This window comes from Rathayibacter sp. AY1H3 (assembly GCF_002932015.1).
Map to the genome: position 1 here is coordinate 44,141 of NZ_PSUU01000019.1, position 20,878 is coordinate 65,018.

Below are 20,878 nucleotides of genomic sequence, written 5' to 3' on the forward strand. Positions count from 1 at the left end.
CGAGCGGGTCAGCGCCAGTACTCGTACCAGGACGACTCGCGGCAGCCGAGGGACGCGTAGAGGCGGCGGGCGCCGGCGTTCTCGGCGAGCACCTGGAGCCAGAAGCGCGCGACGCCCCGGCCGGACGCGTCCTCGAGGAGGGCGCGGATCACGGCGGAGGCGAGCCCGCGGCGCCGGGCGTCCGGCCGGGTCGCCAGGGCGAAGAGGCCGCCCCAGAGCTCGCCGTCCGGCGCCGTGACGAGCGCGAGGCGGCCGGTCGCGGCCGGGCCGTCCCCGTCGACGGCGAGAGCGTAGGAGGAGGGGCAGCCCGCGAGGATGCGCTCGGCGACCGCGCGCTCCTCCGCTCCACCGCGACCGTCCACCGACCACCAGAGGGCGAGCCAGTCCTCGTCGGGAGCGGGGGCGAGGCGGACGCGAGGCCGCGGCGCGGATACCGACGGCGCGGACCCCGACGTCGTGGACAGGGCGGCGAGCGCCTCCTGCACCGAACCCGTCAGCACGAGCGTCCGGTCGATCGGCGCGGCGCCCCGCTCGGCGAGCAGCCCGGTCAGACCGACGGGGCTCGGCGGACCGATCTGCACGAGGGGCGCGATCCCGTGCTCGCGGGCGAACGCCTCCGCCGTGTCGAGGGCCGCCTCCTGGTCGACGACGTCGCCGGACGCGAGCACCGAGTTCGCGCGCTTGGTGACCCCTGCGGAGGCGCGCAGCTCCCATGGGCCGAGGGGGCGCCGCACGAGCGCGGGCCAGGCGTCGGCGGCGAGGCGGTCGAGCAGGCGCGGATCCATCGGCCCACGGTAGCGGGAGCGTCGCCGGAGCCCGGCGGGCACCCCCGGAGACGGCTCCGGCCCGCCGGATCCGCCACGGACGAGCCGAGCGGGATCCTGCGGGCCGGAGGCCGTGGAGGGACGAGCCCTACATGTTGATCATGTGCCCCTTGAGGCCGTGGAAGCCCTCCTGCAGCGCCTCCGACAGCGTCGGGTGGGTGTGCACGTTGCGGGCCAGCTCGGTCGCGGTGAGGTCCCACTTCTGGGCGAGCGTGAGCTCGGGGAGCAGCTCCGAGACGTCCGGACCGATCATGTGGGCGCCGAGGAGCTCGCCGTACTTCTTGCTCGCGATGAGCTTCACGAAGCCGGTGGGCTCGCCGAGGCCGTGGGCCTTGCCGTTCGCCATGAAGGGGAAGGTCGAGACGGTGATCTCGTGTCCCTCGTCCGTCGCCTGCTTCTCGGTGAGGCCGAAGGAGGCGATCTGCGGCTGGCAGAACGTCGCGCGCGGCATCATCCGGTAGTCGCCCAGGGTCTGGGTCTCGGCACCGGCGAGGGTCTCGGCGGCGACGACGCCCTGCGCCTCCGCGACGTGCGCGAGCTGGAGCTTCGCGGTGACGTCGCCGATGGCGTAGATGTGCGGCACGTTGGTGCGCATGTGGTCGTCGATCGCGATCGCGCCGCGCTCGGTGAGCTCGACGCCCGTCTTCTCGAGGCCGAAGCCCTCGGTGCGGGGGACCCAGCCGATCGACATGAGCACCTTGTCGACCTCGAGGGTCGACTGCGTGCCGTCCTTCGCGGTGTAGGTGACCGTGACGTAGCCGTCCTTGTCGACGACCGACTCGACCTTGGTCGAGGTCAGGATCTCGACGCCGAGCTTCTTGTACTGCTTCTGGATCTCCTTGGAGACGTCCGGGTCCTCGTTGGGGAGGGCGCGGTCCATGAACTCGATGATCGTCACGTCGACGCCGTAGTTCTTGAGGACGTAGGCGAACTCCATGCCGATCGCGCCCGCGCCCACGATGGCCATCGTGTCGGGGAGCTCGCGGGTCATGATCTGGGTCTCGTAGGTGACGACGTTCTCGGAGAGCTCGACGCCGGGCAGGAGGCGGACGCTCGCGCCGGTCGCGATGATCGCGTCGTCGAAGGTCAGCGACTCCGTGCCGCCCTTGCTCAGCTGCACGTCGAGGCCCTGCGGGCCGGTGAAGGAGCCGACGCCGTCGAACTCGGCGATCTTGTTCTTCTTCATCAGGAAGTGGACGCCCTTGGTGCGGCCGTCCGCGACCGAGCGGCTGCGGTCGAACGCCGCGCCGAAGTCGAACGAGACGTCGCCCGAGATGCCGAACTGCTTCGCCTGGGTGTGGAAGAGGTGGGCGAGCTCCGCGTTGCGCAGCAGCGCCTTGGACGGGATGCAGCCGACGTTGAGGCAGACACCGCCCCAGTACTGCTTCTCGACGACGGCGACGGACTTGCCGAGCTGGGCGGCGCGGATCGCGGCCACGTATCCGCCGGGGCCTGCCCCCAGGACGACGACGTCGAAGTGCTGGGCCATGGATGATCCTCCAGAGTCGTGGATGGTGGTGCGCGGGGTGACCACGCCGTCTCCCACCGTACCGTTCCGGGGCTCGGAGGCGGCCCGCTCCTCCGTGGGCGAACGCGCGCGCGGGCGCCTGCCGTGCGCGCGAGGGAATGCCCGCGGGGCGGGCACGGTTGGGCTCCACGGGCGACGGAGCCCCTCCCCCAGTCCCCCGCACGGAAGAAGCCCCGCGATGTCCGCCACCGCCTCCCGCACCGCCAGCACCAGCGCCCCGATCCTCGACGTCCTCGCGGAGCGCTGGAGCCCCCGCTCCTACGACGCGACCGCGACCGTCTCCGACGAGACCCTCGCGTCCCTCCTCGAGGCCGCGCGCTGGTCCCCGTCCGCCAGCAACTCGCAGCCGTGGCGCTTCATCGTCGCCCGCCGCGGAACCGACGAGTTCGACCGCATCGTCTCGACCCTCGCCGGCTTCAACGGCGCCTGGGCCGGCTCCGCCGCCGTCCTGGTCGTCGCGCTCGCCGAGACCGTCGACTCCGAGGGGAAGCCGCGCCCCTGGGCCGTCTACGACCTCGGCCAGTCGATCGCCCACCTCAGCGTCCAGGCGCACCACGAGGGCCTGCACGTGCACCAGATGGCCGGCTTCGACAAGGACGCCGTCCGCGCCGCGTTCGGCGTCGACGAGCGCTTCGACCCGGTGACGATCGCCGCGGTGGGAGTCGCGGCCGACGCCGACGCGCTGGCGAACGAGACCCTCCGCGAGCGCGAGACCGCGCCGCGCACCCGCCTGCCCCTCGAGGAGCTCGTGCTCGTCCAGGCGTAGCCCTCCGGCGGAAGGCCTCCCCCGTCCGCGGACCGGGGAGGCCTTCCGCGTCCCACCCCCTGTGTTACTCCCCGTGTCGGTCCCCGCTGTGCCGCCGGGAGCCTCTCCGTACGATCGGACGATCCGCCCGCCCGTCCCGCTGCCCGGAGAGACATGCCCGCCACCCCCGCCGCCCGCACGAGCCTGGCCTTCGACGCCGAGCTCGGCCAGTCGGCGTTCCCCGTGCGCTTCGAGGGGGTCGGCCGCACCTTCGCGCCCGGGTCCCCCGTGCTGACGGACGTGACGCTCGAGGCCGCCGCGGGCGAGGTCATCGCGATCCTCGGCCCGAGCGGCTGCGGCAAGTCGACGCTGCTGCGCATCGCGGCGGGCCTGGACACCGCCTCCGAGGGGTCCGTCCTCATCGACGGCGCCCCCGTCTCCGGCATCGACCCGCGCTGCGCGGTGGCGTTCCAGGAGCCGCGGCTGCTGCCCTGGCGGAGCATCGCCGACAACGTCGCGCTCGGCCTGCCGCGCGGCACCCCGCGCCCGGCCGCCCGCGCCGCCGTCGACGAGCTGCTCTCGCTGGTCGGCCTCACCGCGCACGCCCGCTCGCGGCCCCGCGAGGTGTCCGGAGGCATGGCCCAGCGCGCCTCCCTCGCCCGCGCCCTCGCCCGGAACCCCGGGGTGCTCCTCCTGGACGAGCCCTTCGGGGCGCTCGACGCGCTGACCCGCCTGCGGATGCAGGACCTGCTGCTCGACGTGCACGCGGCGGCTCCGGCGACGATCCTGCTCGTCACCCACGACGTCGACGAGGCCCTCCAGCTGGCCGACCGCATCGTGCTCCTCGGGCGCGACGAGCCCGGAGGCGTCTCGCGCATCCAGCGGATCGTCACCGTCCCCGGCGCGCGGCCCCGCGACCGCGGCTCGGCGGAGCTCGCCGAGCACCGGGCCGAGCTCCTCGCGGGGCTGGGCATCGAGCGGCACTGACCCCGGGCGGATCGACCCGCGTCCCTCCACCCGGGGCGGCACGGTCCGGGCGGCACGACCTCCCTCCCCAGCCGCCTCCTCCTCCCGCTCTCCACCGCACGAGCACCTCCCCGCACCGCCCCTCCCCCGCAGCGTCCACACTCGCTGTCACCGCATCCCCGAAGCCGAGGCCCCCATGTCGTTCACCAGCTCCCCGCTCACCCGCCGCACCGCTCTCGCCGGTCTGCTCACCGCCGCCGCCGTCCCGCTCCTCGCGGGCTGCGTGCAGGGCGAGGGCGGAGGAGGAGCGGCGGCCGCGACCGCCGACGCCGCCTCCGGAGGAACTCAGGGCGGCACGCTCACGCTCGACTTCGCGACGTACAACCCGCTGAGCCTGGTCATCAAGGAGAAGGGCTGGCTCGAGGCCGCCCTCGCCGAGCAGCAGGTCACCGTCGCCTGGGTGCAGTCGGCCGGCTCCAACAAGGCCAACGAGGCCCTGCGCGCCGGAGCGATCGACGTCGGCTCCACCGCCGGCTCCGCCGCACTGCTCGCTCGCTCGAACGGCTCGCCGATCAGGACGATCGACATCTTCTCTCAGCCGGAGTGGTCGGCCCTCGTCGTCCCCGCCGGCTCGGCGATCACGTCGGTCGAGCAGCTCGAGGGCAAGCAGATCGCGGCCACCAAGGGCACCGACCCGTACTTCTTCCTGGTGCAGGCGCTCGAGGCCGCCGGGCTGGGCATCGGCGACGTGACGGTGCAGAACCTGCAGCACGCCGACGGCTGGGCGGCGCTGCAGAACGGCTCCGTCGACGCCTGGGCGGGCCTGGACCCGATCATGGCCGGCGCCGAGGCGGCCGGGGCGACCCTGCTCTACCGCAACGTCGACTTCAACTCCTACGGTCTGCTCAACGCGACCGAGAGCTTCCTCGCCGAGAAGCCGGACCTCGCGCAGACCGTCGTGAACGCGTACGAGCACGCCCGCGCCTGGGCGCTCGAGAACCAGGACGAGACGGCGAGCATCCTCGCCTCCGTCGCCGGCCTCGACGTGGCGGTGGCGACGACGGTCATCACCGAGCGCAGCAACCTCGACGTCGACAACGTCCCCGGCTCCGCGCAGACCGACGTGCTCGCCGTGATCGGCCCGATCTTCGTCGAGAACGGCGACGTCGCCTCGCAGCAGCAGGTCGACGACGCGCTCGACTCGCTGCTCGACGACACCTACGCCTCGGCGGCCGACCCGAGCGCCATCGGCGCCTGAGGGTCCGGCCCTCCGCCCCCGACCCCGTGATCCGAGGAGACCGACGATGACGATCCGCGACGACGACACCGCGACCGACGCCGATGTGCTGCGGCGGAGCGCGCTGTCCGCGCCGATGCCGGGTGAGCCCGGACTCGTGACGGCGGGCCCGTCGGTCGCGGCCTCCCAGCGCCGCCTCCGCGAGGACCGCTCCCACCCGCTCACCACGCGACGGTGGTTCGTGGTCGCGGGAGGCGCGATCCTGCCCGTGCTGCTGCTCGCCGCCTGGCAGATCGCGACGACGACCGGGATGGTCTCGGTGGCGGTCTTCCCCTCGCCCGCGATGGTCTGGGCGGCCGGCGTCGACCTCGCCCAGCGCGGCGACCTCGGCCAGGACGTCGCCATCTCGACGCAGCGCGTGCTCATCGGGTTCGCGCTCGGCTCGGCGCTCGGGCTCGTGGTCGGCGCGCTCTTCGGGCTCTCCCGCGTCTGGGAGGTCGTCCTCGGGCCGACCCTCGGCGCGATCCGGGCGGTCCCGTCGCTGGCCTGGGTCCCGCTGCTGCTGCTCTGGATGGGCATCGGCGAGGAGTCGAAGATCACGCTGATCACGATCGGCGCGTTCTTCCCCGTCTTCACCACGGTGGCCACGGCGCTCGGCCATGTCGACCGGCACCTCGTCGAGGCCGGCCGCGCCTTCGGCCTCTCGGGCGTCCGGCTCTTCACGACGGTGCAGCTGCCCGCGGTGATCCCGTCCGTGATCTCCGGGCTGCGCCTCGCGCTCGCCCAGTCGTGGCTGTTCCTGGTCGCCTCCGAGCTCATCGCCTCCTCGATGGGCCTCGGCTTCCGCCTCATCGACAGCCAGAACAACGGCCGGATCGACCGGGTGTTCCTGGCGATCGTCCTGCTGGCCGTGCTGGGCAAGCTCACCGATGCCGTCGTCGGCGTGTTCCAGCGCTACGCCGTGAGGAAGTGGGCGTGAGCGCCGGGGAGGGAGCTCCGAGCGTGAGCGGGACGATCGCCAACCTGCTCGACGAGCACCGCCGGTTCCCCCCGCCCGCGGCCTTCGCCGCGCAGGCGAACGCGGGCGCGGAGGAGTACTCGCGCGCCGCCGCCGATCCGGTCGCGTTCTGGGAGGAGGCCGCCCGCCGCCTCGAGTGGGCGGAGCCGTGGCACACCGCCCACAGCTGGGAGCCTGCCGCTGCGCTGCCCGACGGCTCGCTCTCGGTGCCGCGCACGACCTGGTTCGAGGGTGGACGGTTGAACGTGGCCGTCAACTGCGTCGACCGCCACGTGGACGCGGGACGCGGCGGGAAGACCGCCCTCCACTTCGAGGGCGAGCGCGGCGACCGGCGGTCGATCACCTACGCCGAGCTCCAGCGCGAGGTCTCCCGCGCCGCGAACGCGCTGACCGCGCTCGGGATCGGGAAGGGCGACCGCGTCGTCGTCTATCTCCCGGTGATCCCCGAGACCATCGTCATCACGCTCGCGATCGCGCGGATCGGCGCGATCCACTCGCTCGTCTTCGGCGGCTTCTCCGCCGAGGCGGTGCGGTTCCGCGTGGAGGACACCGGCGCGAAGCTCCTGGTCACCACGGACGGGCAGTTCCGGCGCGGAGCGGCGGTGCCGGTCAAGGCGAGCGCCGACCGGGCGGTCGAGGGCGTCGCGTCGATCGAGCACGTCCTCGTCGTCCGCCGCACCGGTGAGACCGACGTCCCGTGGACCCCGGGCCGCGACGTCTGGTGGCACGAGCTGGTCGACGCGCAGAGCGACGTCCACGAGGCCGAGGCCTTCGACTCCGAGACGCCGCTGTTCATCATCTACACCTCCGGCACGACCGGGAAGCCCAAGGGACTGGTGCACACCAGCGGCGGCTACCTCACGCAGGCCTCCTGGACGCACTGGGCGGTGTTCGACGCGAAGCCGGACGACGTGCACTGGTGCACCGCCGACCTCGCCTGGGTCACCGCGCACACCTACGAGATCTACGGACCGCTCTCGAACGGGCTCACCCAGGTGATCTACGAGGGCACCCCGAGCACCCCGCACACCGCCCGGCACTTCGAGATCATCGAGCGGTACGGGGTGACCGTCTACTACACGGCGCCGACGCTGATCCGGACGCTGATGACCTGGTTCCCCGAGGGCGTGCCCGCCCGGTACGACCTGTCGAGCCTGCGCCTGCTCGGCACCGTCGGCGAGTCCATCAACCCCGAGGCCTGGGTCTGGTTCCACGAGGCGATCGGCGGCGGGCGCTGCCCGATCGTCGACACCTGGTGGCAGTCCGAGACCGGCGCTGCGGTGATGTGCCCGCTGCCGGGCGTCTCGACCCTCAAGCCGGGCTCGTCGCTCGGAGCCCTGCCCGGGCTCGGCGTCCTCGTGGTGGACGAGCACGGCGAGCGGGTGCCGAACGGCTCCGGCGGCTACCTCGTGGTCGACCGGACCGGGCCGGCGCTCGCCCGCACCGTGTGGGGCGACCCGGAGCGGTACCGCGACTCCTACTGGGCCCGCTACGCGTCCCAGGGGTGGTTCTTCTCCGGGGACGGCGCGAAGTACGACGCCGACGGCGACGTCTGGGTGCTCGGCCGCGTCGACGACGTCATCAACGTCTCCGGGCACCGCCTGTCCACGATCGAGATCGAGTCGGCACTCGTCGCCCATCCGGCCGTCGGCGAGGCCGGAGTCGTCGGAGTCGCCGACGCGACGACCGGCCAGGCCATCGCGGCGTTCGTCATCCCCTCCGACGAGGCCGTCGACCGCGCCGAGGAGGACCCGGCCTACTGGGCCGCGCTCGGCACGACGCTCTCGGCGCTCCTGCGCGACCACGTGGCGGTCGCGATCGGTCCGATCGCCAAGCCGCGCGACGTGGTGGTGGTGCCGGATCTGCCCAAGACCCGCTCCGGCAAGATCATGCGGCGGCTGCTCGGCGACATCCGCGACGGCCGCCCGCTCGGAGACGTGACGAGCCTCCAGGACGACACCGTCCCGGCGCGCATCGCCCGCATCGTCGCCGAGCGCGGGTAGGCGCCGCGCCAGTCGGACGCGGCGGGCGGACCCTGTTTCGGGGAGGCGTCGGGAGCCTGCGCGTCCGCAGCGAGGAGGGGCCGCCGGGGAGCATGCGGAGTAGCGTGAAGCCGTGCGCGACGTCCAACAGCAGATCATCTCCGAGCTCCACGTCTCCCCCGCCGTCGATCCGGCCGTCGAGGTCGAACGGCGCAGCGGATTCCTCGCCGACTACCTCCGCAGCACCGGCGCGAAGGGCCTCGTCCTCGGCATCAGCGGCGGCCAGGACTCGAGCCTCGCCGGGCGCCTCTGCCAGCTCGCGGTCGAGCAGGTCCGCGCGAGCGGCGGCGACGCCTCCTTCATCGCGGTCCGCCTGCCGTACAAGGTGCAGGCCGACGAGGAGGACGCCCAGCTCGCCCTCACGTTCATCCGCCCGGACCGCCAGGTCGTCTTCGACATCCACCAGGGCGTCGACGGCGTGGCCGCAGCATTCGGCGACGCGGTCGACGAGCCGATCAGCGACTTCGTGAAGGGCAACGTGAAGGCGCGGATGCGGATGATCGCGCAGTACGCGATCGCCGGCCAGGCCGGGATGCTCGTCGTCGGGACCGACCACGCGGCCGAGGCGGTCACCGGCTTCTTCACGAAGTACGGCGACGGCGGCGCCGACGTCCTCCCGCTCACCGGCCTCACCAAGCGGCAGGGGCGCTCGCTCCTCGAGCACCTGGACGCACCGGCCCGGCTCTACGAGAAGGCGCCGACGGCGGACCTGCTCGACGACAACCCCGGCCAGACCGACGAGACGAACCTCGGGCTCACCTACGCCGACCTCGACACGTACCTCGAGGGCGGCGAGGTCGACCAAGCCGTCGCCGAGGCCATCGAGGCGCGGTACGCCGCGACCGAGCACAAGCGCCAGGTGCCGCTGTCGATGTTCGACGACTGGTGGCGCTGAGCCGCCGCTGACCGCTTCCAGCGGCCGGCAGCTCAGGACCGCACGGGCCCCGCTGAGGCGGGGCTCCCCTGCGTCCGGCGCGGAACCGATGCGAGGACCGGACCCGCCGCGGTATCAGGAGTCGGCGCGGGCGTTGTAGACGAGCACCTCGCCGGAGTCGACGGAGGCGCGGTAGGCGCGGAACACGTCGAGGGCCTCGTCGCGGAGCACGCCGTCGACGACCTCGATGCCGCGGGCCTCGAACTGCGCGGCCCAGTCCTCGCGCATCGGCCCCTCGTCGAAGGTGCTGATCTCCTCGAGCTCGGGGCCGGAGCCCGCGACGACCAGGCGGCGCACCCCCGACCACATCGTCGCTCCGTAGCACTGCACGCACGGGCGCCAGTTGACGACCAGGTCGTGCGCGGGGAGGCCCTCGCCGCCGAGGTCCCAGGTGCCGAGCGCGGTCTGCGCGAGACCGAGCGCCGTCACCTCGGCGTGGCCGGACGAGACCCCGCTGCCGAGGACGACGTTCACTCCGACCGAGACGAGACGACCGGAGTCGCGCTCGACGACGATCGCCGCGAACGGGCCGCCGTTCCCCTCGCGGAAGTTGCGGTCGGCGAGCGCGTGCACGAGGGCCATCCGGTCCTCGAGGCTCGGGAGGACCTCGGGGACGTCGCGGAGGGCGTCGCCGATCCAGGCGGGCAGGGCGATCTCGTAGCGGGTGGCGAGGCGGTCGATGTCCATGGGTCCTCCGGGAGACGGGGCGGGGCGGGGCGGCGGGCGGAGAGGGATGCGCGGCAGGCACGGCACAAATGACGCGCGGGCGGTGGCCGTCGCCCCTCAGCCTCGCAGTGCCGAGCGCCGGAGACGGAATCGGCCCGGCGCGTCGACGCGGATGTCAGGCGAGGAGGGCCTCGCCGAGCGCCGCGGCCTGCGCCGCCCAGAAGCGCTTCGCCACACCGGTCCGGCGGAACAGGGCGTCGAAGCCGTGGAAGGCGCCCTCCACGATCTCGAGCCCGCACGGCACTCCGGCCGCGCGCAGGCGCTCGGCGTAGCGGACGTCCTCGTCGTGGAAGAGGTCGAGGCCGCCGACGCCGATCCAGGCCGGCGGCAGGCCCGTGAGGTCGTCGCGGCGGGCGGGGGCGGCGTAGGCCGTGACGCCGGGGCCGCCGGGCTCGCCGGCGAGGTAGGCGGTCCAGCCGAAGCGGTTGCTGCCCGGGGTCCAGACGCGGACTCCGCGCGGAGGAGGACCGGGCCGGGTGACGGTGCGGTCGTCGAGCATCGGGTAGACGAGCAGCTGGAACGCGGGCTGCGCTCCTCCGCGGTCGTGGGCGAGGAGGGTCGCACCCGCGGCGATGCCGCCGCCCGCGCTCGCGCCTCCGACGGCGATGCGCGCCGGGTCGACGCCGCGCTCCTGCGCGTGCTCGACGAGCCAGTCGAACGCGGCCAGCACGTCCTCGACGGCAGCCGGGGCCGGATGCGCGGGCGCGAGGCGGTAGTCGACGGAGACGACCGTGATGCCCAGGGTGCGGGCGAAGTCGATGCAGGACGCCTCGTCCTGGAGGTGGCTGCCGAGCACCATGCCGCCGCCGTGCACCCAGAGGAGCGCGGGAGCGGTACCGCGGACGATGCGCGGCCGATAGCTGCGGGCCCGGACGGGAGCGGCTCCGGCGACGGGGATCTCGACGTCGTCGACCACGATGTCGGGCGGAGCCTCGCCTCCCTCGGCGGCGCGTCGCGTGGCGAGGCGCAGCAGTCGCGGGCCGAGGACGATCGGCGGGAGGAAGCGGCCGAGCGCGAGGTCGGGGTGGAAGAGGGGCGCCGTCGCGGCGGTGCGGGCTGACGCGGTCATGCGCGGGAGGCTACTCCTCGCGACCGTGCCGGCGCCCCTCGGCGGGACTACGGACGCACGAGGGTCTTGATCGCGCGGCGCTCGTCCATGGCGGCGTACGCCTCGGCGATCTCCTCGAGGGGCAGCTCGAGGTCGAAGACCAGACCGGGCTCGATCGCGCCGCTGAGCACGTCGGGCAGCAGCTCGGCCATGTAGCCGCGGACCGGCGCGACTCCGCCGTTGACGCCCACGTTCGAGCCAAACATCTGGCGGACGGGCAGCTCGGGGCCTCCGTTGGGGACGCCGACGTAGCCGACCATCCCGCCGGGGCGGGCGGAGTCGAGGGCCTGCTGCATCGACTCCTTGGTGCCGACGCACTCGAGCACGCAGTCGGCGCCGATCCCGCCGGTCAGCTCGCGGACGCGCGCGACGCCCTCGTCGCCGCGGGTCTCGACGATGTGGGTCGCCCCGAAGCGGCGGGCGAGGTTCTGCCGCGACTCGTGCCGCGACATCGCGATGATCGTGGTCGCGCCGAGGCGCTTGGCCGCCAGGACGGCGCAGAGGCCGACCGCGCCGTCGCCGACGACCGCGACGGTCGAGCCAGCGGTGACGCCGGCCGAGACCGCGGCGTGGTGGCCGGTCCCCATCACGTCGGCGAGGGTGAGCAGGCTGGGGATGAGCGCCGGGTCCGGATCGATGCCCACGCGGAAGAGCGTGCCGTCGGCGAGGGGCACGCGCACCTTCTCGCCCTGGGCGCCGTCCGCGAAGCCCTCCTCGCGGACCTCGGCGCCCCACCAGCCGCCGGTGAGGCACGAGGTGGAGACGCCGTTGGCGCAGTTCGCGCAGGTGCCGTCGCAGACGTAGAACGGGGCGATCACGAAGTCGCCGACCGCGACGTCGTGCACGTCGTCGCCGATCTCCTCGACGACGCCGACGAACTCGTGGCCGATGCGGTGCGCCTCCTTGGTGGGCGTGACGCCGCGGTAGGGCCACAGGTCCGAGCCGCAGACGCAGGCCGCGGTGACGCGGACGATCGCGTCGCGCCCCGTCGAGAGCTGCGGGTCGGGGACCTCCTCGAGTCGGATGTCGCGCTCGCCGTGGATGAGTGTTGCTCGCATGGGTGCTCCTGGTCGGGAGGGGGATGGGGTCGGCGTCCACGGTACGCCCGCGACCGGCCGCGGGCGCCGGAGAGGCGGGGGCTTGCACGAACGCGCGCCGACGCGGCCCAGGTGGAGAGCCGAGGCGCGGCCGGGGGCGGTCCGGCGCCGGGCGGGAGGCGTCCTGCCGGAACGGAGGGGCCCCGCAGCAGCCCTGCGCCACGTCACGGCTGCGCCTCCGCCCAGCCGTCGCGCCCGATCACGACGTGCGCGAGGAACCGCAGGCCGCACGCCTCTGCCCCGTCGGCGATCGCCCGCGTCGCCGCACGGTCGGAGGGGAGCACCACGGCCTCGCCCGCGTGGCTGTGCGCCAGGCCGATGCCCGCCGCGCCGCGCGCCAGCACCTCGGCGAGCACGGCGGCGACGGGGATCTCGGCGTGCGCCGGGGCTCCGTCGGCCAGCGTCAGGACGTCGCGGACGGCTCCGGATTCGGCGAGCGCCACCGCCAGCACGGTCTCGACCGGCCGGGCGGCCAGCAGCGGAGCGACGAGCCCGGCCAGGCCGGCGGCGTCTGAGACGCGGGCGGCGCGCGAGGCGCGGTTCATCCTCCGCCGCAGCTCGAAGGAGGCGACCAGGCGGCAGGCGGCGACCTCACCGACTCCGCGGTGCCGCATCAGATCGGCCACCCCGGCCCGGGCGACGGCGTCGATGCCGCCGAAGCGCGCGAGGAGGCGCTGCGCGACGACGGTCGCGTTGGCGCCGCGGACGCCGGCCCCGATGAGCACGGCGAGGGTCTCGGCGTCGGTGAGCGCCTCCGGTCAGTAGGCGCGGAGGCGCTCCCTCGGCCTCTCCTCGGGAGGGAGGTCGGCCATCCGGGGGCCGGGCGTTTCGAAGGACATGCCGCCGACGCTACGGAGCCCGCCGGACGGGCGCGCCGCGGATCCCGCGACTGTGGACGACTCCCGCCCTCGCGCGCCCTGTGGAGAGACATCCCGTCGCCGCCCCCGCGCTCCTCCCCCTGCGGGAACGCAGGAGTAGCGGTACTCGACCGCGAAAACCGCGACGTCTGCGGACTCGCGACAGGGGTCGAGCACCCCGGTCAGTCCGACGCGGGCATCCCGGCCGTCACCGACAGGCTCTCGCCGTCCGGCGCCACGTCCACCAGCACCACGTCCCCGTCGCGCACCGTGCCGCCGAGCAGCGCCGTCGCCAGCTGGTCGTCGATCGCCCGCTGCATCAGCCGGCGCAGCGGCCGCGCGCCGTACTGCGGGTCGTAGCCGCGCTCGGCCAGCCACCCGCGGGCCGCGGGCGTCACCGCCAGGTCGAGCCGTCGCTCCGAGAGCCTCCTCGACAGCCGGTCGACGTACAGCGACACGATCTCGCCGAGCTCGGTGCGGTCGAGCGCGTCGAAGATCACGATGTCGTCGAGCCGGTTCACGAACTCGGGCTTGAAGGCCTGGCGCACCATCTGCTGGACCGCCTCCTCCTTCTGCGGCCGTGACAGCGCCGGGTCCACGAGGAACTGCGACCCCAGGTTGGAGGTGAGGATGAGGATCGTGTTGCGGAAGTCGACCGTCCGCCCCTGGCCGTCGGTGAGCCGGCCGTCGTCGAGCACCTGGAGCAGGACGTCGAACACCTCGGGGTGCGCCTTCTCGATCTCGTCGAGGAGCACCACCGAGTACGGGCGGCGGCGGACCGCCTCCGTGAGCTGGCCGCCCTGCTCGTAGCCGATGTAGCCGGGAGGGGCGCCGACCAGCCGCGAGACGGCGAACTTCTCGCCGTACTCCGACATGTCGATGCGGACCATCGCCTTCTCGTCGTCGAAGAGGTGGTCGGCGAGCGCCTTCGCCAGCTCGGTCTTGCCGACGCCGGTCGGCCCGAGGAAGAGGAAGGAGCCGGTCGGCCGGTCGGGGTCGGAGATGCCCGCGCGGGTGCGGCGCACCGCGTCCGCGACGGCCGACACCGCCTCGTCCTGGCCGATCAGTCGGCGGTGCAGCTCGGTCTCGAGGTGCAGCAGCTTCTCGGTCTCGCCCTGCAGGAGGCGCCCGACGGGGATCCCCGTCCAGGCGGCGATCACCGCGGCGATGTCGTCGGCCGTCACCTGCTCGTTGACCATGCGGCCCTCGGCCGGCTCCTCCTCCGCCTCGGCGGCCGCGAGCTCGCGCTCGATCACCGGGATGTCGCCGTAGAGCAGCTTCGACGCGCGCTCGAGCTTGCCCTCGCGCTGCGCCCGCTCGGCGGCGATCCGCAGGGCGTCGAGCCGGTTCTTGAGCTCGCCGACGCGGTTGAGGGAGGCGCGCTCGCGCTCCCAGCGCTCCTGCAGCTCCTCGAGCTGGGCGCCGCGGCGGGCCAGGTCCTCGCGCAGCTTCTCCAGCCGCGCCTTCGAGGCCTCGTCCTTCTCCTTCTTCAGCGCCAGCTCCTCGAGCCTCAGCCGGTCGACGGAGCGGCGCAGCTCGTCGATCTCGACGGGAGCGGAGTCGATCTCCATGCGCAGCCGCGACGCGGCCTCGTCGATCAGGTCGATCGCCTTGTCCGGCAGCTGGCGGGAGGTGATGTAGCGGTTCGAGAGCGACGCGGCGGCGACCAGGGCGGAATCGGCGATCGCCACCTTGTGGTGCGCCTCGTAGCGCTCCTTCAGCCCGCGGAGGATCGCCACGGTGTCCTCGACGGTCGGCTCGCCGACGAAGACCTGCTGGAAGCGGCGCTCGAGAGCGGCGTCCTTCTCGATGTACTGGCGGTACTCGTCGAGCGTCGTCGCGCCGATCATCCGCAGCTCGCCGCGCGCCAGCATGGGCTTGAGCATGTTCGCGGCCGCCACCGACCCCTCGCCGCCGCCCGCGCCCATCAGCGTGTGCAGCTCGTCGATGAAGGTGATGATCCGGCCGTCGGACTCCTCGATCTCCTGGAGCACGGCCTTCAGCCGCTCCTCGAACTCGCCGCGGTACTTCGCTCCGGCGATCAGGGCCGAGAGGTCGAGGCTGACGAGCTGCTTGCCCTTGAGGCTCTCGGCGACGTCGCCCGCGACGATCCGCTGGGCGAGCCCCTCGACGACGGCGGTCTTGCCGACGCCGGGCTCGCCGATGAGGACGGGGTTGTTCTTGGTGCGGCGCGTGAGCACCTGGCTGACGCGCCGGATCTCGGCGTCCCTCCCGATCACCGGGTCGAGCTTGCCGCTCGCCGCGATGGCGGTCAGGTTGACGCCGTACTGCTCGAGTGCGGACTTCTCGTCCTGCTGGGGCATCCGACCGGCCTGCATGATGGTGGTCTCCTCCGTGGCTCGAAAGTTGAGTTCGACGGACTCAACTTTACTCCCGCGACGGCTCCGGCGGTCAGGCCGTCAGAAGATCGCTGTCGCGGCCCTGGAGCGTCTCGAGCGCGTTCCGGAGGATCGAGCGCAGCCGGAACTCGTCGATCCCGGTCAGCGCCGAGATCTCGGCCTGCGAGAAGCCGCCGGCCGCAGCCAGCAGCAGGAGCTCGCGGTCCGGGCAGTCGAGGGCGAGCAGGCCGCTGCCGAGCGGACGCCGGGCGAGCTCGTGCGCGGTGCCGAGGGTCTCGCAGAGGACCTCGAGCACCCAGAGCACGGGCTCCGGCGAGCGGGCGCCCTCGCGGGAGCGGCGCCAGACGGCGGTGAAGACGTCGGTGCAGAGCCGGTCGCGGCCGGCCGGGTCGGCCTGGACCGTGCCGACGCACGCCGAGACGAGGCCGCCGAAGCGGTCGACGAGCTCTCCCAGAGCGGAGGCGTCCCCCGTGGCGGAGCGGGTCAGCAGACGGGCGGCGTCCTGCGTCAGCGGCGGACGCACCCGTCCACCGGTCGCGTCCTCGCCTCCAGCACTCACAGGCCTCAGCGTGTCACCGACTCCGGGACGGCGGGACCAGTTGCGCGGAAGGGGGGTGACATGTAAGGAGCGGATCCGCTATCCGACATCAGAGGCGCGGCCAGCGCGCGCGGGCGAAGCAGAAGAGCCCGTAGGCGATGAGCCCGACGGCGACGAAGCCGAGGAGGAGCACACCTGCCGGCAGCTCCACGAGCGACTTCAGCGCCTCGTCGAGCCCGCCCGCCTGCTCCGGATCATGGGTGACGGCGGCGACGATCAGCAGCACGCCGAGAGCGCCGAGGACCACGCCCTTGGCGACGTAGCCGGCGACGCCGAGCACGGTGACGACGGTGCCCGCCGTACCGCCCGGCTCCGCGACGTTCTCGAGGAACTTCCTGCTCGCTCCGCGGTACACGAAGACGCCGCCGACCGCGAGGACGGCCAGTCCCGCGATCACGAGCAGCACGACTCCGCCCGGCGCCGAGAGCACCTGCGCGCTCGCGCTCTCGGACGACTCGGACGAGCTCGACCCGCCGCCCGTCGCGAACTTCAGCGCCGTCACGCCGAGGGCGCCGTAGACGACGGCCTTGCCCGCCTCCTTCAGCCGGCTGCCCCAGGTCTTCAGGGCGCTCTCGCGCGGGCGGACGAGGAACGCCTCGAGCAGCCCCCAGAGCGCCAGGCCGAAGAGGCCGACCGTGCAGATCCAGAGGATCACCAGACCGCCGGGCTGCGCCGCGAGGGCGCCGAGAGCACCGCTCTGGTCGGCCTCGCCTCCGCCGCCGCGGGCCACGCCGAGCGCGATCACTCCGATCAGGAGGTGGACGAGGCCGTTCGCCGCGAAGCCGCCGCGGGCGAGGGTCCGCACCGCCCGCGAGTCCTGGATGTCGTCGGCGGTGCGCTGGGCGTCGGCGGTGCTCGGAGTGTTCACAGGGTGGACGCTACGCGTTTCCACACCCCCGCGCCCGGCGCTCCGCCGTTCGGAGGTGCTCCCGGAGCCGGTTCTCCACACCTTTCCACAGGGTTGTCCACAGCTGTGGAATCGCTGGAAGGACGAGCGGATCACACGTCGACGGCGCGGACGAGTCCGTCCTGCACGCCGCCCAGCCAGTCGTAGACGCTGCGGATCGCGGCCGCGCTCCCCTCCTCCGGGACGACGTCGTCGGTGTCGTCGATCCCCAGCCGCACGGCCAGAGCGAGCCGCATGTCGGTCAGTGCGCGGAGCCAGGCGATCGCCTGCGGCTCCTCGAGACGGACCGCGACCTCGCCCAGCCCCTCGAAGATCCGGCCGTGACTCGTGCCGTCGCCGGCGTCGAGGGCCGCCGTGACGGCGCGGGCGTCGTCCATCTTGCGGGCGGCGAGGTCCGGAGCGGTGAAGCGGCGGAACTCGTCGGCCGCCTCGGCGTCGTCGCGGTAGGCGTCGGGCAGGAGGCGCGCGAGCGCCGGATCGGAGCGGGCCTCCTCCGAGGACGCCCCGCGGTCGAGCAGCTCGAGCATCTCGCCGGCCAGGTGGCGGAGGATCCCGGCCTCCTCGCGGTCGAAGCGGGCGACGGCCGCTCCGGAGGAGTCGCGGCGGAACGCGCGCATCAGCCGAGTCCTCGGATGCCGCGAGCGGGGTGCTCTCCGGTCTCCGCGGCGGCCGGGAGCAGCGGGGCGCTCACGCGTCGGCCTTCTGCAGCGTCGCCCACAGGCCGTAGCCGTGCATCGCCTCCACGTGCCGCTCCATCTCCTCGCGGTTGCCGGTCGCGACGACCGCGCGCCCCTCGGTGTGCACCTGCAGCATCAGCCGCTCCGCCTCGGCCCGGCCGAAGCCGAAGTAGCTGCGGAAGACGTACGAGACGTACGACATCAGGTTGACCGGATCGTCCCAGACCAGCACGATCCACGGGACCTCGGCCGCCGAGCGGGTCGCCAGGCGCTCGTCCGCGCGCTCGATCGTGTCCGCCATCCCTCCAGCGTAGGCCGCAGCGCGGACGGACGCCCGGGCGCGCGGGCCGGAGCGTGCTGCCCGCAGCCCGCGAGTGCCCAGGAGTCGTCGCACTCGGCGCGAAGCCGCGAGGACGAGACCGCGAGAAGCCAGGAGTCGTCGCAGTCGAGCGCGAGTGCGACGACTCCTGGACGGTCGACGTAGAGTCGGCAGCAGCGGCGCCCGCCCTACGCCGACAGGCGCGGCAGGACCTCCCGGGCGAAGAAGTCGAGGTGGTCGAGGTCCTGCAGGTCCATGAACTGCAGGTAGACGCGCTCGCAGCCGGCCTCGCGGAGGGACTCGAGGCGGTCGACCGCCTCGTCGACGCCGCCGGCCACTCCGTGCTCGCGCAGCTCGGCGGGCTCGCGGCCGATCGCCGCGGCACGGCGCGTGAACTCCGCCTCGTCGCCTCCGCCGACCGCGATCAGCGCGACCGAGTGCACGAGCGACGAGGGCTCGCGCCCGATCGCCCGGCACGCCTCGTCGACGCGCTCGAAGGCCCCCGGGATCGCGTCGAACTCGGGGAAGGGCAGATTGAACTCGCTCGCGAACCGCGCCGCGAGCGCCGGGGTCCGCTTGGGGCCGCCGCCGCCGACGATGACCGGCAGCGGCAGGCGGGCGGGCTTGGGCAGGGCCGGGGAGTCGGTCAGCGTGTAGTGCTCGCCGGCGAAGGAGTAGCGCTCGCCGACCGGCGTCGACCACAGGCCGGTCACGATCTCGAGCTGCTCCTCGAGGAGGTCGAAGCGGCGCGGAGGGAAGGGGATGCCGTACGCGGCGTGCTCCTCCTCGAACCAGCCGGTGCCGAGGCCGAGCTCGGCACGGCCCCCGGACATCGCGTCGACCTGGGCGACCTGGATCGCGAGGATCCCCGGCGGCCGGTAGGTGACGGAGGAGACGAGGGTGCCGAGCGCGATCCGCTCGGTCTCGCGGGCGAGGCCGGCGAGTGTCGTCCACGCGTCGGACGGGCCCACGCCGGGGTCGCCGTCCCCCATCCGGAGGTAGTGGTCGGAGCGGAAGAAGCCGTCGTAGCCGAGGCTCTCGGCGGCCTGCGCGACGGCGAGGAGGTCCTCGTAGCTCGCGCCCTGCTGGGGTTCGGTGAACACTCTGAACTGCACGGGTCCAGCCTCCCGCACCGGGGCCGGGTCATGCCAGCCCGGCTCCCCCGGCCGGGGCCGCCGACGGGCCCCCGTGTACCGTGGACGGTTGCCGCCGACGAGAGGACCCCATGTCCGAGCACCCGTCCTCCCCGGACACCACCCCCGCCACCGCGGGCACGACCGCCCCTCCGCACCGCCTCGCGCGGTGGGTCTTCTGGCCCGCCGCCGTCCTCACGCTGTCGATCGCGGCCTTCGCGATCCTCGCGCCCGACGCCGCGACCTCCGTGTTCTCGACGCTGCAGACCACCGTCGTCAACACGTTCAGCTGGTACTACGTGCTGATCGCCGCGGTCTTCGTGGCCTTCGCCATCTGGATGGGCGTGAGCCGCTTCGGCGACATCAAGCTCGGCGCCGACGACGACGAGCCCGAGTTCTCGATGCTCGCCTGGATCTCGCTCCTCTTCGCCGCCGGCATGGGCATCGGCCTCGTCTTCTACGGCGTCGCGGAGCCGCTCACCCACTTCGCCACTCCGCGCCCGGGCGTCACCGGCACCGAGACGCAGCTCGCGCAGAGCGCGATCTCGCAGACCTACCTGCACTGGGGCGTCCACGCCTGGTCCATCTACGTGGTGGTCGGCCTCGCCCTCGCGTACGCGATCCACCGCCGCAAGCGGCCGGTGTCGATCCGCTGGGCGCTGGAGCCGCTGCTGGGCCGCCGGGTCCGCGGCGGCTGGGGCAACGCGATCGACGTGGTCGCCCTGGTCGGCACCATGTTCGGAGTCGCGACCTCGCTCGGCCTGGGCGTCACCCAGATCTCGGCGGGCCTGGAGGCGAGCGGCATCGTGGAGTCGTCGCTCACCGTGCAGATCGTGGTCATCGCCGTCGTCACGGGCCTGACCGTCTTCTCGCTGATCTCGGGCGTGGGCAAGGGCATGAAGTGGCTCTCGACCGGCAACCTGCTGCTCGCCGCCGCGCTCCTCGTCTTCGTGCTCGTCGCCGGCCCGACCCAGTTCCTCCTCCGCGAGTTCGTGCAGTCGCTCGGCAACTACCTGCAGAACTTCATCGGCCTGACCTTCACGGTCAGCGCCTACGCCGGGCGCGAGGGCGAGCAGTGGCAGGCCTCGTGGACCACGTTCTACTGGGGCTGGTGGATGTCGTGGGCGCCGTTCGTCGGCATCTTCATCGCCCGCGTCTCGAAGGGCCGGACGGTCCGCGAGTTCGTCGGCGGCGTGCTGCTCGTGCCGACGATCATGACCTTCCTCTGGTTCAGCGTCCTCGGCGGCACGGCCATCTACCGCGAGCTCTACGGCGACGGCGGCCTCGTCGGCGCCGACGGCTCGGTCGACACCAACCTGGCGCTCTTCTCGATGCTGCAGGGACTGCCCGCGGGCTCGGTGCTGACGATCGGCGCGATCCTCCTGATCGGCGTCTTCTTCGTGACCTCCGCTGACTCCGGAGCGCTGGTGATGTCGATGATCGCGACCGGCGGCGAGCCGGAGCCGCGCAACCGCATCCGCGTGTTCTTCGCCGTCGCGACCGCGCTGCTCGCCCTGTCGCTCCTGGTCGCCGGCGGCCTCGACGCCCTGCAGACCGCGGCGATCCTCTCGGCCCTGCCGTTCAGCGTCGTGATGATCCTGATGTGCGTCGCGACGGTGATCGCCTTCCGCCGCGAGATCCGCGCGTACGACAAGGCCCGCCGCAAGGCGTTCGTCGGCGACATCGGCACGTTCTACGGCCTCGAGGTCGAGGATCCGGCGGAGCGCGAGCCCGCCCACCCGATCAAGCGCCTCGCGAACCGCCTGAAGCCGGGGTCGAAGGAGTAGTCGGCTCGGAGGAGC

The 20,878-nt window shown here is 73.4% G+C and carries 19 protein-coding genes and 1 pseudogene; 7 read left to right on the forward strand and 13 right to left on the reverse strand.

The genetic code is table 11. The annotated features are described in order from the left end of the window. Positions 1-8 precede the first annotated feature (8 nt). On the reverse strand, positions 9-785 hold the full coding sequence (locus C5C33_RS09170) for a GNAT family N-acetyltransferase (RefSeq protein WP_104260959.1): 777 nt from the start codon (positions 783-785) through the stop codon (positions 9-11). 127 nt (positions 786-912) lie between these two features. Beyond that, entirely contained in the window at positions 913-2,313 is a 1,401-nt protein-coding gene (gene lpdA, locus C5C33_RS09175; protein ID WP_104222818.1) for a dihydrolipoyl dehydrogenase, read from the reverse strand. Positions 2,314-2,530: 217 nt separating this feature from the next. On the opposite strand from lpdA, the gene C5C33_RS09180 reads away from it, so the two are divergent. From C5C33_RS09180 to nadE, 6 genes are all read left to right on the forward strand, one after another. Next, positions 2,531-3,118, forward strand: coding sequence for a nitroreductase family protein (locus C5C33_RS09180; RefSeq protein WP_104260960.1), 588 nt, complete (start codon positions 2,531-2,533; stop codon positions 3,116-3,118). 153 nt (positions 3,119-3,271) lie between these two features. Beyond that, complete coding sequence (locus tag C5C33_RS09185) at positions 3,272-4,084, forward strand: ABC transporter ATP-binding protein (RefSeq protein ID WP_104222820.1); 813 nt, start codon at positions 3,272-3,274, stop codon at positions 4,082-4,084. Between the two features lie 175 nt (positions 4,085-4,259). Then, a complete protein-coding gene (locus C5C33_RS09190; protein WP_104225735.1) occupies positions 4,260-5,321 on the forward strand; it encodes an aliphatic sulfonate ABC transporter substrate-binding protein in 1,062 nt (353 codons plus the stop codon). A gap of 46 nt (positions 5,322-5,367) precedes the next feature. Further along, positions 5,368-6,279, forward strand: a complete 912-nt coding sequence (locus tag C5C33_RS09195) for an ABC transporter permease (RefSeq protein WP_244229541.1) — start codon at positions 5,368-5,370, stop codon at positions 6,277-6,279. 23 nt (positions 6,280-6,302) lie between these two features. Continuing rightward, entirely contained in the window at positions 6,303-8,321 is a 2,019-nt protein-coding gene (acs, locus tag C5C33_RS09200) for an acetate--CoA ligase (protein ID WP_104260970.1), read from the forward strand. A 112-nt stretch (positions 8,322-8,433) separates the two neighbouring features. After that, complete coding sequence (gene nadE, locus C5C33_RS09205; protein ID WP_104225736.1) at positions 8,434-9,255, forward strand: ammonia-dependent NAD(+) synthetase; 822 nt, start codon at positions 8,434-8,436, stop codon at positions 9,253-9,255. A 114-nt stretch (positions 9,256-9,369) separates the two neighbouring features. Here the strand turns inward: nadE and C5C33_RS09210 are convergent, their stop codons facing one another. The 11 genes and pseudogenes from C5C33_RS09210 to C5C33_RS09255 form a co-directional block, all read right to left on the reverse strand. Next, positions 9,370-9,981, reverse strand: coding sequence for a nucleoside deaminase (locus tag C5C33_RS09210; RefSeq protein ID WP_181027247.1), 612 nt, complete (start codon positions 9,979-9,981; stop codon positions 9,370-9,372). Positions 9,982-10,135: 154 nt separating this feature from the next. Continuing rightward, positions 10,136-11,089 (reverse strand): alpha/beta hydrolase, encoded by a 954-nt coding sequence (locus tag C5C33_RS09215; RefSeq protein ID WP_104260961.1) that lies wholly within the window; start codon positions 11,087-11,089, stop codon positions 10,136-10,138. Positions 11,090-11,136: 47 nt separating this feature from the next. Then, positions 11,137-12,186: a zinc-dependent alcohol dehydrogenase family protein gene (locus tag C5C33_RS09220; protein ID WP_104222823.1), complete on the reverse strand. Its 1,050-nt coding sequence runs from the start codon at positions 12,184-12,186 to the stop codon at positions 11,137-11,139. 203 nt (positions 12,187-12,389) lie between these two features. After that, positions 12,390-12,839, reverse strand: a complete 450-nt coding sequence (locus tag C5C33_RS09225) for a JAB domain-containing protein (RefSeq protein ID WP_104273541.1) — start codon at positions 12,837-12,839, stop codon at positions 12,390-12,392. Further along, positions 12,816-12,968 (reverse strand): annotated as a pseudogene (locus C5C33_RS19130) (UPF0758 domain-containing protein); the annotation flags it as partial. The pseudogene C5C33_RS19130 and the gene C5C33_RS09225, both read right to left, overlap by 24 nt. Before the next feature lie 296 nt (positions 12,969-13,264). Continuing rightward, complete coding sequence (locus tag C5C33_RS09230) at positions 13,265-15,406, reverse strand: ATP-dependent Clp protease ATP-binding subunit (RefSeq protein WP_374952925.1); 2,142 nt, start codon at positions 15,404-15,406, stop codon at positions 13,265-13,267. Positions 15,407-15,494: 88 nt separating this feature from the next. Further along, a complete protein-coding gene (locus C5C33_RS09235) occupies positions 15,495-16,001 on the reverse strand; it encodes an RNA polymerase sigma factor (protein ID WP_146082352.1) in 507 nt (168 codons plus the stop codon). Positions 16,002-16,089: 88 nt separating this feature from the next. Continuing rightward, positions 16,090-16,908: a DUF1206 domain-containing protein gene (locus tag C5C33_RS09240; RefSeq protein ID WP_104225741.1), complete on the reverse strand. Its 819-nt coding sequence runs from the start codon at positions 16,906-16,908 to the stop codon at positions 16,090-16,092. A gap of 131 nt (positions 16,909-17,039) precedes the next feature. Then, entirely contained in the window at positions 17,040-17,564 is a 525-nt protein-coding gene (locus tag C5C33_RS09245; RefSeq protein ID WP_104225742.1) for a DUF2017 domain-containing protein, read from the reverse strand. A gap of 70 nt (positions 17,565-17,634) precedes the next feature. After that, entirely contained in the window at positions 17,635-17,925 is a 291-nt protein-coding gene (clpS, locus tag C5C33_RS09250; RefSeq protein WP_104222829.1) for an ATP-dependent Clp protease adapter ClpS, read from the reverse strand. 206 nt (positions 17,926-18,131) lie between these two features. Next, positions 18,132-19,058, reverse strand: coding sequence for an LLM class F420-dependent oxidoreductase (locus C5C33_RS09255; RefSeq protein WP_104234367.1), 927 nt, complete (start codon positions 19,056-19,058; stop codon positions 18,132-18,134). A gap of 110 nt (positions 19,059-19,168) precedes the next feature. Between C5C33_RS09255 and C5C33_RS09260 the strand changes: the two genes are divergently transcribed. Then, positions 19,169-20,863 carry a BCCT family transporter gene (locus C5C33_RS09260; protein ID WP_104260964.1) on the forward strand — a complete coding sequence of 565 codons (1,695 nt, stop codon included), beginning with the start codon at positions 19,169-19,171 and terminating at the stop codon, positions 20,861-20,863. Positions 20,864-20,878 lie beyond the last annotated feature (15 nt).